This window comes from Mesonia oceanica (assembly GCF_902499555.1).
Lineage (GTDB): Bacteria > Bacteroidota > Bacteroidia > Flavobacteriales > Flavobacteriaceae > Mesonia > Mesonia oceanica.
The window spans coordinates 176,937-191,492 of record NZ_CABVMM010000010.1 but is presented as its reverse complement, the minus strand read 5'-3'; the positions used below and the strand labels follow the sequence as shown (position 1 = coordinate 191,492).

Below are 14,556 nucleotides of genomic sequence, written 5' to 3'. Positions count from 1 at the left end.
TAATGTTTAAATTGTTAGTTGAAATTATTTAGTTGAAACTACCCAAATAATACCTGCATCGTCATCGGTCACTAATAAATCTCCATCGGGTGTTTGGGTTACTCCAACAGGTCTTCCGTGTACTTCTGTACCATCTTCATTAGCTATAAAACCGGTCATAAAATCTTCTGGTGGTTGCGGGTTTCCATTTTCATCAAAAGGAATGAAAACCACTTTATAACCTGCTAATTTTGATCGGTTCCAAGAACCATGCTGACCCACAAAGGCACCGTTTCTATATTTCTCCGGAAATTTATTTTCGGTATAAAAAGTTAATCCTATAGAAGCTGTATGAGCACCTAAGGGAACATCGGGAACTATTGCTTTTTCCACCATATCAGGATGTGGATCGTCTTTCCAACGTGGATCCCTAATTTGTCCGTAATACGAATAAGGCCATCCATACCAACCGCCTTCTTTTACACTTGTTGCATAATCGGGTACTAAATTATCCCCTAATTTATCACGCTCGTTAACGGCTGTCCACATTTCACCGGTAATGGGGTTCCAATCCATCCCAATAGGGTTTCTAATTCCGGCAGCGTAAACTTTTTCACCTGAACCATCCGGATTAATTTCTAAGATGTTAGCTCTACGCTCTTCTTTTTCCATTCCGTGTTCTCCTACATTTGAAGAAGAACCAACAGTGATATAAATTTTTGAATTGTTTTTATTGGTAATAATGTTTCTTGTCCAGTGATGATTATAACCTCCGGCAGGTAATTCTTTAATCACTTCTGGTGCTGCAGTGATTTTCGTTTGTCCTACTTTATACGGATATCTTACTAAAGCATCTACATTAGCTACATAAAAATAATCTCCAATAATCAACATCCCAAAAGGTTGATTAAGATTGTCCAGAAAAATATAATTTTCATCTACCGTATTATTTCCATCGGTATCCCTTAGTAATTTTATTTTATTAGCGCTTGAACTTGCATCGTCACTTTCAGCCACAAATATATCTCCATTTTCCCCTACATACATCCAACGCGGGTGGTCTAGGTCATCTGCAAATCTACTTACTATAAAACCATCAGGAACTACCGGGGATTGGCGTAGATCCCAACCTATTATTTTACTGGTATTTCTTACCGATTCTGTAGCATAGGGCGGCGGAAGGACTATATCTCCTACGGCTGTTTCTACAACAGTATTCGTACTATCTTCACGAATTTCTTCTTTTTCTTCTTCACTCAAAGTTGTTTTTTTCTCTCCCACACAACTTATAAAAAGAATATTCAGAAAAAATATTCCTGCTAAATAAGGGTAGTTTTTTAAAATATTCATAGTCTTCAATTTTTTGTCCCAATTTAATCTATATCTACTCCAACCTAAAACCTCAGCTTTTGATTAATATTTATTTAACAGGTCTACAGCTTATTCTAAAAATAAATTAAGATTATTAGTAAATTTGTAAGTCAAATACTCATTGCGATGAAAAAAATCATTTTACTTATATATATATTTTCATTTTTATTTTATTCCTGCGACCTCTCTAAATACAAACTCGTAAAAGAATACGATCTTTCCACAACATTTGAGAAGTCTAACGGAAAAGAAACAGCTACTTATGATGAAGTGATCGATTTTTACACGGAACTAGATGATGCTTTTTCAAGCGTTTCTTTAGAAGAATTCGGAAAAACTGACAGTGGAGAACCTCTTCACTTAGTCATTTTTAATCCTGACAGTGAGTTTGACCCGGAAAATTTCCCGCACGAAAAGCAAGTACTACTAATTAACAATGGTATTCATCCCGGCGAAAGTGATGGGATCGATGCAACGATGTTATTGTTTCGTGATTTAGCACAAGATTCTATCGCCATCCCTGAGAACACAATTATCGCAACTATTCCTATTTATAATATTGGTGGAGCGCTTAATCGCAATTCTACTTCCAGAACCAATCAAAACGGCCCGGAAGCTTATGGTTTTAGAGGGAATGCCAGGAATTACGATCTTAACCGCGATTTTATTAAGGCAGATACCCGAAATACGAAGGCTTTTTATGAGATTTTTCATTACTTAAATCCTGATGTTTTTATTGACAATCATGTAAGTAATGGTGCCGACTATCAATATACGCTCACCCATTTGCTTACTCAGCATAATAAATTGAATGGTGAATTGGGAAAATATATTCATCAGGAATTTATGCCGGCACTAGAAGATAGTTTAGCTAAAAAAGATTGGCCAATCACGCCTTATGTGAATGTTTTCAACGAAAGTCCGCTGGACGGATTTTCTCAATTTAAGGATTCGCCTCGATATTCTACAGGTTACACCGCACTTTTCAATACGATGGGAATGATGCTGGAAACCCATATGCTAAAACCCTATGCGCAAAGAGTGAAAGGAACTTATCAATTTATGTTGACTACAATTGGGATTATCGATAAAAATTCAGCAAAAATTATTGGGGCAAGAGCAAGCACTAATGATTATTTTACCAATACCCATGAATATTATTTGAATTATAAAGTAGATAGTTCACAAACTTCAACTCTTCAGTTTAAAGGTTTTCAAGACACCATCATAAAAAGTGAAGTAACAGGATTAGACCGGCTAAAGTATAATCGAGATCAACCTTACACCAAAGATATTACCTATTACAATTATTTTAAACCTAGTGATACGGTTTCTGTCCCTAAAGCTTATATCATCCCACAAGGCTGGTGGCCTGTAGTTGATTTATTAAAATTGAATCATATTGAAATGAACGCTCTTGAAAAAGATACTTTAATGGAAGTGGAAGCTTACCGAATTAAAAATTATAAAACTCGAAATCAAGTATACGAAGGACATTATCCACATTTTAATACTGAGGTGGAAACTTATAAAGATAGCGTCCCATTTAGAAAAGGGGATTTGATCGTTTCTACTAAACAGGAAGGCATTCGATATTTACTGGAAACCTTAGAACCTATTGCAGAGGATTCATTCTTTAATTGGAATTTCTTCGACTCAGTTCTTCAACAAAAAGAACATTTCTCTCCTTATGTTTTTGAAGATCAAGCGCTTCAGCTAATAGAAAAAGACAGCTTGCTAAAAAAAGAATTTGATTCTATAAAAAAAGCTGATAAAAAATTCAGAAAAGATGGGTATTCCCAATTAGATTGGATCTACAAACATTCTGAAAATTATGAAAAAGCTCATTTACGATATCCTATTTTCCGGATGCTGAATTAAATATTCTTTTGGAAAAAGCAGTTTTATATTCTCGTAAGATTCCTTTAACGCTTCTTGGGTTTTTTCAAAGTTTTTCCATTCTACTTTCGTAATACCTTCATTTTCCTGAGGGGTCAATTCACCATCAAAATCGGTTTTCATTTCAAACCAATGGGTTTCCTTCAGCCTAAACTTTCCTTTCCGCTTCATCACGTGGTAAGTGGTTTGTAAAAATTCAGTAATCTGCAATCCTTCTACTTTGGTCTCTTCCTCCACTTCTCGAATGGAAGTTTCTTCTATGGTTTCGTTTTTTTCTGCTTTTCCTTTAGGCAAATCCCATTTATCATTCCTATAAATAAAAAGGATTTCCCCTTTTGGGTTATAGACCAAACCACCGCCTGCGACAATAGGTTTAAGCTTACTTCTTAAATGTTTAAAAAGCTTTTTCTCATCCTTATGGTAAAGGTTCACGTATAATATTTCACCTTTTAAAATCTTTTTGATTAACTTTTTCAGCTTCACCTTTTTTATAGGGATAGAGGTGTATTTATCTCCAATTTCTTTTTTGGTAGAAAGAATTATTGGTATATCTTTCACAAAAACTTTATACATTTGCAGGTATGATTTTAGATAAAGAAACAGCTAAAAAAACAGCCGAACTTTTATTGCAAATTAAAGCAATAAAATTAAATCCGCAAGAACCTTTTACATGGGCAAGCGGTTGGAAGTCTCCAATTTATTGTGATAACCGCGTGGTACTTTCCTACCCACCGATAAGAAATTACATTAGGGAGCACATGGCTAAACACGTTGAACAAGTTTACGGAAAACCTGATGTTATTGCCGGTGTGGCCACTGGAGCCATTGGGATTGGGATGTTGGTGGCAGAATATTTAGGCCTACCTTTTGTTTACGTAAGACCCGAAGCAAAAAAGCACGGAAGAAAAAACCAAATTGAAGGTCACTTGGAAAGCGGTCAACACGTGGTGGTGATTGAAGATTTAATTAGTACCGGAAAAAGTAGTTTAAATGCGGTAAAAGCTTTAAAAGAAGCCAATGCAACCGTAAAAGGAATGATTGCTATTTTCTCCTATGGTTTTGATATTGCTGAAGAAAACTTTGAAAAAGAGCATGTTAACGTTAACGTCCTTAGCAATTACGAACATTTAATAGAACAAGCTTACGAAACCAGTTATTTAAATAAAGAAGAAGCAGCTACGTTAAGAAAATGGCGTCAAGATCCTGCGAATTGGTCACCAAAATAAAACACCATGCATTTAGAAAGCAATACTACCCAAGTAAATAAAAGTCAACAACAGGTTTTTGAATTTTTAACCAACATGCATAATTATGAAAAGATTATGCCTGATAGTATTCAAAAGTTTGAGATAAAAGGAGAAGATAGTTTCCTTTTTCAGTTGAAAGGAATGCCGGAAATTAAACTGAAAATGCAAGAGAAAATTCCTTATCAAACTGCAGTTTTAGGTTCCGGAAGTGATAAATTCCCTTTTACCTTAAAAGCAGAAATTGAAGAAATAGATGCTGAAACCAGTAAAGTTCAATTAATTTTTGAAGGTGAATTTAACTCCATGATGGCGATGATGATCAAATCTCCCTTAAAAAAATTCATTAATACCTTAAGCGAAAATTTAGGAAAGCTTTAGTTATAAACAAAGATGAAAAATTTAAATCCCTCTTGAATTTATCGTTCAAGAGGGATTTTTAGTTTTTATTTGTTGCTAAGAGTTTATTTAATAATCATTCGTTTAGTTATAATTTCTTTATTACTACTAATCAAGCTATACAGGTAAATTCCATTCTTAAAGTCTGAGGCATTTATAATAATTTTCCCTTCTTTTTCAGTAAGACGATATTCTTTTTTAAGATTACCGGTCATATCAAAAACCATAATGGAAGCGTTTTCTTCTGTTTCTGGTAATTTATAAGCAATAACTGATTGTCCATCAAACGGATTTGGGTAATTTTGCTCCAAACTATACGCAGAACTCTCCAATTCTTTTGATAATTGCACATCTTTCACCACATAGGTTTCGCTATTGTTTTTCAGCTTTTCCTCAAGAGACTCAACTTTAGCATTTAACTCTTGGATAGATTTGGTAAGAACACCTATTAAGCCTATATAGTTTACAGATTTAAACTCTTCTCCTCCTGATGGGCGACCTTCTTTATCGTATAATGGTTTAATTACATCTTGCACCAATTCAGGATAAACCTCTTCTAATTCTTGTGCAATAAACCCATGTTGTTTTCCTATAGGTAAATTAAAGCCTTCTTTAGTTTTAAAATTATATTCAACAGGATTTAGATTCGCCAGCTTTTCAAGCACACCTTCTTCTTCTTTAATATTTTCTTTTAATTTTTTATCAGAAGAAACTAAAAAAGAACCTGTTACCTCTACATTGCCATCAAAAAATCCGGCGAATTGACCAGTACCGGTCGAAGATGCCCTTCCATAGATCGCATAGCTTTGATCTGCATTTCCAACTTCACCATAAACTCCAAAATTAATTTGCGAAGCTCCAAAAGAGCCAGCATAGACTCCGTATCCTTGTCCATTCGTTTCTCTTGATTGCCCAAATACACCAATCCCTTGACCTTGATGTGCTATAGCATAGAAAGAACCTGCAGCACTAAAATCAAAGTCAGAATTTTCATGCCAAACCTGAATACCTTCTCTTCTTTGACCACTAGCTAAAATACCAACTTTAGATTCATCAAATACCGAAAAGTTTTTATCTCTACTAAAAACAGTAGATCCATCCCGTCGCATGGCTGCAGATAGAAAAGAATCTGTAGACATAAAATCTCGGGCATACCGAAACTCTAAATCACCCAAGGTTTCACCAGGTAAACCTATCCATTGAATACGTGGATTAATATTATCTATATTATTATATCCCAATATTAAAGATTTTCCATTCACTTGATAACGCAAACCATAAACCGTCTGACTACCAGTAGTTAACCTTCCTGAAGAGAACCAGCGATCATTTAAACCAAAGTTAAAATTACCTTGATCTAGTTGTGTTACCAAACCTCGTCTAAAACGGAAGATTTCTTCTGGTGCAAAAGGTGGAGGTGAAGCTATTGTTGAACTTACAGTACCAAATGACTGATTTGGTTGTGCATAACCTAAAGACAAAAAAAACAGCGAGATTAAAAACGTAAAATTTTTCATAATAAAATAATTTAAATGTTAATTACTTAAATTTAACACTAATTTATCGTTAAAATGTAAATTTTATCGTTTTTAACAATTCACAAAAGTGTTAAAAAACCAATATTTTATTAAAACCTAAAGCCTTTAGTAAAGTAATTTTATTTCCTTAATATCAAATTCTTGTTCTAGCTGGTCTTCAAAAAAAATGATTAATCGTCCTTGATGAGAGACTTTTTTTATAATCCCTGTTTTTCTTTGGCCATTAGGAAATTCAAAAGTAGAAGCTTTGTTCAATCTAAAAAGGTGGACATAATATTCGTTTAAAATAGCTTCTATTTTCCAATCCTTTTTTGCATAAATATTCTTTTCAATAGTATTCACCAGTAATTTCAATAAATAATCTAATTCAAAATGAACACCAGTAAGTTTTTTTAGAGAAGCTGCTTGAGGTAAATTTTCAAATTCTAATTGATTTACATTTAAGCCAATGCCTATAATCGTACTACCTACCCTGCCATTTATAAGAATATTTTCAATTAAAATTCCACATATTTTAAAATTCCCTGCCAATATGTCGTTTGGCCACTTAATCTTCAATTTTGGGATTTGAAGCTTTTCCAGCACCTCTATCATACTTGTTGCTACAATGGCACTCAATTTAAACTGCTCATCAATCTTTAAGTTCAAATCGTTTAAAAGCAAGCTAAACGTAAGGTTCTTGCCTTTTTCTGAGATCCAACCTGCCCCCATTTGGCCTTTGCCTTTGGTTTGTTCTTCCGTCACAACATAGCAATTTTCTATATTAGGTTGTTCCCTAAAAAGTTCTCTTAAAAATAGATTGGTAGAATCGGTGGCAAGGACTTTGATACTTCGCATAGAGACTTAATGAAAGAATGTTTAAATTAGGATACAAAAAAAGTTTAAAAAATAATAACTTTGCGCAAAACAATTAAATTTTAATGATAAACAAAGAAAAGAACACAGACCAACTGATAACACATATATTGCAAGGGATTGAAGAGGTAAAAGGAAAAGATATACAAATCTTAGACCTAAGGGAAATTGAGAATACGGTTTGTGACTATTTTATTATTTGCAATGGTACATCCAACACTCAGGTAAATGCCATTGTTAACTCTATCCAAAAAACTGTTAGCAAGGCAATTAAAGATAAGCCTTGGCACGTAGAAGGTACCGAAAATGCAGAATGGATACTTATGGACTACGTCAATGTAGTAGTACACGTTTTCCAAAAACACATTAGGGAATATTACGATATTGAAAGTTTGTGGGGAGACGCAAAAAGCACTACTATTGAAACCGATTATTAAAAATTACTAGAAAGAATAAAATGGCCAACGAGCAGAACAATAAAAAGAAACCAGGGAGCAATAAACCTAAATTTAACTCTTACTGGATTTATATTGGAATTGTCCTAATTTTCTTAGGGCTTAATTTTTTTGGAGGAAGCATGGGCTTCAATGAACCTGCAAAAACCAATATCAGTCAATTTCAAAACTTTCTTAAAGATGGTGATGTAAAAAAGGTAATTGTAGTTAATAAAAAACAGGCAAATGTATATTTAACGGATAAAGCCAAACAAAATCCTGTTCATAAAAAAACCCAGGAAAAAGAATTTCTTCCAGCGGGAGACACTCCTGACTATACTTTTGAAATAGGTAGTTTAGAAAATTTTCAAAAGAATTTTAATGAAATTAAAAAAGAAAATAATTTATCTACCGATATTGAGTTTGAAACTCATCAAAACTATTGGGGCGACATTTTACTTACGCTTCTTCCATTTATCTTACTTTTTGGTATTTGGATTTTCATTATGAGAAGAATGAGCGGTGGTGCCGGTGGCGGTGCTGGAGGCCAAATCTTCAATATTGGTAAATCTAAAGCAAAACTCTTTGACCAAAATACCGATGTAAAAACTTCTTTTAAAGATGTTGCTGGGCTTGAGGGAGCAAAAGAGGAAGTACAGGAAATCGTAGATTTCTTAAAACAACCTGAAAAATATACTTCATTAGGTGGTAAAATCCCAAAAGGAGCCTTATTAGTAGGACCTCCGGGAACCGGTAAAACCTTATTGGCAAAAGCTGTGGCCGGTGAAGCAAAAGTACCTTTCTTCTCCTTGTCAGGTTCAGATTTTGTAGAAATGTTTGTGGGAGTTGGAGCTTCTCGTGTAAGGGATTTATTTAAACAAGCCAAAGAAAAATCTCCATCCATAATCTTTATAGATGAAATTGACGCAATTGGTAGAGCCCGTGGAAAAAACAACTTCTCAGGATCTAACGATGAACGTGAAAATACACTCAATCAGTTACTCACAGAGATGGATGGTTTTGGTACCAATACCAATGTAATTGTGGTAGCCGCGACCAACCGAGCCGACGTGTTAGATAAAGCATTAATGCGTGCTGGACGTTTTGATAGACAGATTTATGTAGACCTTCCCGATGTAAGAGAACGTAAAGAAATTTTTGAAGTACACTTACGTCCGCTTAAAAAAGTAGCAGAAGAATTAGATACTGAATTTTTAGCCAAACAAACCCCAGGATTCTCTGGAGCAGATATTGCCAATGTTTGTAATGAAGCTGCCTTAATTGCTGCCCGTAAAGGCAATAAAGCAGTTGGAAAACAAGACTTCTTAGATGCAGTAGATAGAATTGTAGGTGGTCTTGAAAAGAAAAATAAGATTATTACCCCAGACGAAAAGAAAGCTATTGCTTTTCACGAAGCTGGTCACGCTACGGTAAGCTGGATGCTAGAACATGCGGCCCCCTTAGTTAAGGTAACTATCGTCCCACGTGGTCAATCTCTAGGAGCGGCTTGGTATTTACCGGAAGAACGCTTAATTGTTCGTCCTGAACAAATGCTAGATGAAATGTGTGCCACTATGGGTGGTCGTGCAGCAGAAAAAGTGATTTTTAATAAAATATCTACTGGAGCGCTAAGCGATTTAGAAAAAGTGACCAAACAAGCCAAAGCTATGGTAACCGTTTACGGATTGAATGATAAAATAGGAAACTTAACCTATTACGATTCTAGCGGACAAAATGAATACAATTTTGCTAAACCTTATAGCGAAAAGACAGCAGAATTAATAGATAAGGAGATTTCCAACATCATTGAAGAACAATACCAACGAGCTATTCAACTACTCACAGAACATAAAGATAAGCTCACAGAACTTGCTGAAATCTTACTTGACAAAGAAGTAATCTTTAAAGACGATTTGCAGCGAATTTTCGGTAATCGCCCTCATCACAAAGAAGAAGAAAAGCTTACTGATCAAACTCCTAAACAAGTAGAAGAAAAAGCTCAACCTACAGAAGAAAAAACTTCTGAAGACTCTAAAAATCCAACAAACAATTACTAATAAAAGCCTAAAAAATCTTGATTATACAAAAGTATGGTCAAGATTTTTTATATTTTAGTAGTAAAATGAAATTATTAACTACCCCAACTTAATATATGAGTCTATTTAGAAAATTATTTTTATCCAAATCTAAATCAGACAAAGAAAAGGAAGAGGATTTAAGAGACGGTGATTTAAGTAAATACACACCGGAGCCCACGCTGCCGACAGACGAGAATTTTGTAAAAAATTTTAAAGAAAACGGAGGCAAGTTTCTTTATTGCCAAGATAAAAATGAAGTACTTGACGTCTTCGGAAAAATTTTAGAGGAAAATAACTGGGATGGTAAAGAATGTTGTTGCTTTGATGATAACCTAAAAGAAACCTTTAAAGATTTCGACTTAAATTATTCTTTTAGTAATCAAGCAGCGTTCTTTTTATCTACCTGCGAGTATTTAGTAGCTAATACGGGTGCTTTATTGGTAAGCTCTAACCAGATAAAAGAAAAAAAACTAGCGGAAATCCCTCATAATTTTGTTATTTTGGCAGGCACGAGCCAGCTGGTAGATACGATTGGAGAAGGATTAAGAGGTATAAAATCTAAAAGTAAAAAGAGAATACCTTCTAACATAACCACCATTAAGACTTTTGAAAACAAGCAAGAAAGCGATTTCATGAGTTATGGGAGTACCTCCAAAAATGTATATTTGCTCCTGTTGGAAGACCTATAATTTATGAATGAACTTTTAAAAAGAACCTTATCGGGAGCTTTATATGTTGTTGTTTTAGTTTCTGCTATATTAATTTCAGAATATTCTTTTTTGGGATTATTTTTTGTATTTGGCCTTGTTGGGCTTTACGAGCTACAAAAACTTCTCAAGCTAAACAGCTACCTTAATTACATCGTTTTATTAGCTGCCCTTATTTTCTTTGGGATTCTAAAAATAGACACCTACTCTATTTGGTTATTGCTTATTATTACCTTATTTGTAAAAATCTTACTGATTAAAGATTTACTGATTATTCATAAAATACCCATTTTTGAAGGGAAAAAGTATATACTTACCCTTTTTTATTTAATCTCTTCCATCCTTTTTCTAACGCTTATACCTTATGAAAATGGAGAATATTCGCCTTATATTTTAATAGGAATTTTCTTCTTGGTTTGGTTTAATGATTCTTTTGCCTATTTGGTAGGGAAAAATTTTGGGAAGCATAAATTATATGAAAGGATTTCTCCCAACAAGACAGTGGAAGGTTTTTTAGGTGGGCTTGTATTTTGTATAGCCGCCAGTTTTGGTGTAGCTTACTTTACCAAAACATTAGATTTTTCTACTTGGATAATAATTGCTATTTTAACAAGCGTGTTTGGTACCTTTGGAGATTTAATTCAATCCAAACTTAAAAGGCAGGCAAAGGTAAAAGATAGCGGTACAATTATGCCAGGGCATGGAGGTTTATTAGACAGATTAGATAGTATTCTATTTGCAGGTACGTTTATATATGCCTATCTTTTAATTATTTAAAAAAAGCTATGTTTCATAAAGAAGGACATAAAATATTAGGAGTCACTATTGCTATTTGCATTTTAATAAATGTGCTTTCCTATTTATTCATTGAAATTAAATGGGTTAATCAACTCATTTTAGGAGCGAGTATCATCATGTTTTTACTCATCTTACAATTTTTTAGGAATCCAAAACGACAAACCTTGGTCAACGATAAACATATTGTAGCCCCGGTAGATGGAAAAGTCGTGGTTATTGAAGAAGTTGAAGAAAAGGAATATTTTAAAGACAAACGTTTACAGGTTTCTGTATTTATGTCGCCCATAAATGTTCACGTTACCCGCCATCCTATAAATGGTGAAGTGGTTTACAGCAAATACCATGCAGGTAAATATTTAGTGGCTTGGCATCCTAAATCCAGTGAAGAAAACGAACGGACTACCGTAGTGGTGAAAAACGAAAATGTAGGAGAAATTCTTTATAGGCAAATTGCCGGCGCCATGGCCAAACGTATCGTAAATTATGCTGAAGTTGGCCAAGAAGTAGTACAAGGAAGTGATAGTGGATTTATAAAATTTGGTTCACGCGTAGATGTTTTCTTACCACTAGGCACTAAATTAGAGGTTGAACTTAACCAAAAAGTAAAAGGTGGTCTAACCGTAATTGCAAAAGTTTAATGAAACCTAACAAAAGTAAGTTAGACATAGAGTTTAAAGAAGCTTACCGAAAAGCTTCTACTACAGATTTAAGATTTCCGCCGGATGTGCGTTTACACTTTTACGCGTATTACAAAAGGGCTACCGACGAAAATTTCATTCATCAAGAAAAAGATTTAGACACTAGGTTAATTAGTGCTTTTAAGATGAATGCTATGTTTCAAATTCAGGGACTTTCTAAAGAAGATGCGAAAAGAAAATATATAGAATTGGTGAATAAATACATCACAGAATAGATTTTACCACTATAGAATTCGCTAAATTCAACTAGAAATAATATTGAACACATCAACTACTTAAAAGTTTATAAAATAATAAACCTCAAAGAAGCTTCTTTGAGGTTTTATTATTTATAGATTGTTGTTAAGAACAGTCACTACATATTATTTAATAGGGAAACCACGATCGCGCATTAAAGCATCTATATTGGCATCGCGCCCTCTAAAATCACGATAAGCTTTTGCCGGGTCTACCGCATTTCTCGGTTCAAATAAAAAACGCTTTAGCTTATGTGCGGTTTCTTTATCGTAAAAACCTCCCGGTGCTTCTGCAAAAGCTTCGGCCGCGTCTGCAGTAAGTACATCTGCCCAAAGGTAACCGTAATAACCGGTAGCGTAACCTTCTCCTGAAAACACGTGACTAAATTGAGTTGAGCGATGTCGCATAGGAATTTCTTCCGGCATTCCCAATTCTTCGAGTTGTTGCTTTTCAAATTCTTGAATATCATTTATTTTAGTTGGATCGGTGGTGTGGTATTTCATATCCATCAAGGCAGAAGCCAAATATTCTGTAGTAGCAAAACCTTGATTAAAGGTAGAAGCTTTTTTTATTTTTGCTACTAATTCTGCAGGCATTGGTTCTCCGGTCTTGTAATGTTTTAAGAATTTATTAATTACGGTATCGGTAGATAACCAACGTTCTAACAATTGCGACTGAAACTCGGTATAATCTCGGACACCTCCATTTAATGTTGGATATTTCACATCTGCTGAAAGGTAATGTAAGGCGTGCCCAAATTCGTGGAAAAATGTTTCGGCATCGTCCCAACTTACTAATATAGGTTCTCCTTTTGCCGGTTTTACAAAGTTAGAGTTATTAGAAGCTAACACAGGTTGATTACCTTCTAAGACGGTACGGTTTCTATAAGTGGTAGCCCAAGCTCCAGAACGTTTTCCTTTTCTAGCATAAGGATCTAAATACCATAAACCTACGATCTCCCCAGAATCTTTATCACTTACTTCCCATACCTTTACATCTTTGTGAAAAACGGGAACGCTGCCTTCTTTAACAGGTTTAAATTCATAATTAAACAACTCTCCAGCTACGTAAAAAATAGCTTTTCTTAAGTTATTTAATTCTAAATATTGCTTTACTTCTTCACTATCTAGATTATATTTTTCTTGGCGTACTTTTTCCATATAAAATCGGTAATCCCAAGGCTCAATGCTAATATCTTTTCCTTCTTTTTTGGCAAGTGCTTTCATTTCTTCCACCTCCTCTTCTACCCTTGCTAAGGCTGCCGGCCAGACTTTCATCATTAAATCCATGGCGTTTTCTGGATTTTTAGCCATTCTATCTTGTAATCGCCATTGCGCATAATTATCATAGCCTAATAAATCAACACGCTCATCTCTTAATTCCAGTATTTTTTTAATAATTTGGTTATTATCGTGCTGGTCACCGTTATTTCCGCGGGCATAATATTTTTCCCAAACTTCTTTTCTTAACTCTCGATTTTCTGCGTAGGTTAAAAAAGGATCCATAGAAGAGCGGGTATTGGTAACAGCATACATGCCTTCTTTTCCGTTTTCTTCTGCGGTAGCTTTAGCTGATTTTAAATAGAACTCCGGTAAACCTTTAGCTTGATCTTCAGAAAAATAAGTTACATAGCCTTCTTCATCTGCAAGTACATTATTTGAAAATTGGGTGTACAATTCTGAAAGTTGTTTTTCAATCTCCGCATAGCGCTTCTTCTTTTCTTTATTTAGATTAGCACCATCCATTTCAAAATTCTTATAAATAAGTTCAATTACTCGCTGTTGCTGAGGCGGAAGTTGCTCTTTTTGAGAGTCATTATAAACCTTTTTGATACGTTGAAATAGTTTTTCGTTTTGAGAAATTTGCGAACGGTAATTCGAAATTTTCGGAGCTAATTCTTGCTGAATGCTTCTGAAGTCTTCGCTTGATATATTACTACTATAAATTCCGTAGTACGTAAAAACCTGATCTAATTCACTACCTGATTTTTCCATTGCCACAATCGTATTTTCAAAAGTGGGTTCACTCTTTTGGTTAGCAATACTATCCATCTGCTTTAAATGCATTTTCATAGCTTTTTGCATAGCGGGTTTTAATTGGGATAACTCCATTTCATCGAATGCGGGAACACCATTATAATCTCCCTCCCACTTTTTTAAGAATACATTTTCTGTACTTTTATCCATAGCTGAATTTTTGTTTACTTGTTCTTCTTTACACCCTAAAACTAAGGCTGCAACGAATATAGAAGTCAAAATTTTTCTTTTCATTATTTAAAACTAATTTGAATTAGAGCTTAATTTAGTTAAATGTGTTAAA

14 protein-coding genes are annotated in these 14,556 nt (G+C 34.4%); 9 read left to right on the top strand and 5 right to left on the bottom strand.

Translation table 11 applies throughout. From position 1 onward, the window contains the following. Positions 1–24: 24 nt before the first annotated feature. Positions 25–1,329: a PQQ-dependent sugar dehydrogenase gene (locus tag FVB9532_RS13405; protein WP_150545688.1), complete on the bottom strand. Its 1,305-nt coding sequence runs from the start codon at positions 1,327–1,329 to the stop codon at positions 25–27. A 147-nt stretch (positions 1,330–1,476) separates the two neighbouring features. On the opposite strand from FVB9532_RS13405, the gene FVB9532_RS13400 reads away from it, so the two are divergent. Further along, complete coding sequence (locus tag FVB9532_RS13400) at positions 1,477–3,231, top strand: M14 family metallopeptidase (RefSeq protein WP_150545687.1); 1,755 nt, start codon at positions 1,477–1,479, stop codon at positions 3,229–3,231. On the opposite strand, the gene FVB9532_RS13395 is transcribed toward FVB9532_RS13400, so the two are convergent. After that, positions 3,199–3,822, bottom strand: coding sequence for an NUDIX hydrolase (locus tag FVB9532_RS13395; RefSeq protein WP_150545686.1), 624 nt, complete (start codon positions 3,820–3,822; stop codon positions 3,199–3,201). The genes FVB9532_RS13400 and FVB9532_RS13395 overlap by 33 nt on opposite strands. Positions 3,823–3,830: 8 nt before the next feature. On the opposite strand from FVB9532_RS13395, the gene pyrE reads away from it, so the two are divergent. Continuing rightward, entirely contained in the window at positions 3,831–4,475 is a 645-nt protein-coding gene (gene pyrE / locus FVB9532_RS13390) for an orotate phosphoribosyltransferase (RefSeq protein WP_150545685.1), read from the top strand. Positions 4,476–4,481: 6 nt separating this feature from the next. Continuing rightward, positions 4,482–4,874, top strand: coding sequence for an SRPBCC family protein (locus tag FVB9532_RS13385; protein ID WP_150545684.1), 393 nt, complete (start codon positions 4,482–4,484; stop codon positions 4,872–4,874). An 83-nt stretch (positions 4,875–4,957) separates the two neighbouring features. Here the strand turns inward: FVB9532_RS13385 and FVB9532_RS13380 are convergent, their stop codons facing one another. Together FVB9532_RS13380 and FVB9532_RS13375 are read right to left on the bottom strand one after the other, a co-directional pair. Beyond that, positions 4,958–6,409, bottom strand: coding sequence for a tail fiber domain-containing protein (locus tag FVB9532_RS13380; protein ID WP_150545683.1), 1,452 nt, complete (start codon positions 6,407–6,409; stop codon positions 4,958–4,960). Positions 6,410–6,535: 126 nt separating this feature from the next. Further along, positions 6,536–7,267 (bottom strand): biotin--[acetyl-CoA-carboxylase] ligase, encoded by a 732-nt coding sequence (locus FVB9532_RS13375; RefSeq protein ID WP_150545682.1) that lies wholly within the window; start codon positions 7,265–7,267, stop codon positions 6,536–6,538. Between the two features lie 83 nt (positions 7,268–7,350). Here FVB9532_RS13375 and rsfS point away from each other — a divergent pair, with 83 nt between their 5' ends. The 6 genes from rsfS to FVB9532_RS13345 all read left to right on the top strand — a co-directional run bounded on the left by rsfS (position 7,351) and on the right by FVB9532_RS13345 (position 12,215). Further along, positions 7,351–7,722, top strand: a complete 372-nt coding sequence (gene rsfS, locus FVB9532_RS13370; RefSeq protein ID WP_150545681.1) for a ribosome silencing factor — start codon at positions 7,351–7,353, stop codon at positions 7,720–7,722. Positions 7,723–7,742: 20 nt separating this feature from the next. Then, entirely contained in the window at positions 7,743–9,776 is a 2,034-nt protein-coding gene (ftsH, locus tag FVB9532_RS13365; protein ID WP_150545680.1) for an ATP-dependent zinc metalloprotease FtsH, read from the top strand. A gap of 95 nt (positions 9,777–9,871) precedes the next feature. After that, entirely contained in the window at positions 9,872–10,486 is a 615-nt protein-coding gene (locus FVB9532_RS13360) for an LUD domain-containing protein (protein WP_150545679.1), read from the top strand. Between the two features lie 3 nt (positions 10,487–10,489). Further along, a complete protein-coding gene (locus tag FVB9532_RS13355; protein ID WP_150545678.1) occupies positions 10,490–11,281 on the top strand; it encodes a phosphatidate cytidylyltransferase in 792 nt (263 codons plus the stop codon). Positions 11,282–11,289: 8 nt separating this feature from the next. After that, entirely contained in the window at positions 11,290–11,940 is a 651-nt protein-coding gene (locus tag FVB9532_RS13350) for a phosphatidylserine decarboxylase family protein (RefSeq protein WP_150545677.1), read from the top strand. Beyond that, positions 11,940–12,215 carry an acyl-CoA-binding protein gene (locus tag FVB9532_RS13345; protein WP_150545676.1) on the top strand — a complete coding sequence of 92 codons (276 nt, stop codon included), beginning with the start codon at positions 11,940–11,942 and terminating at the stop codon, positions 12,213–12,215. The genes FVB9532_RS13350 and FVB9532_RS13345 overlap by 1 nt, the downstream gene beginning before the upstream one ends. 147 nt (positions 12,216–12,362) lie before the next feature. Here FVB9532_RS13345 and FVB9532_RS13340 read toward each other — a convergent pair whose 3' ends face one another. Further along, positions 12,363–14,507, bottom strand: a complete 2,145-nt coding sequence (locus FVB9532_RS13340; RefSeq protein WP_150545675.1) for a M3 family metallopeptidase — start codon at positions 14,505–14,507, stop codon at positions 12,363–12,365. Positions 14,508–14,556 lie beyond the last annotated feature (49 nt).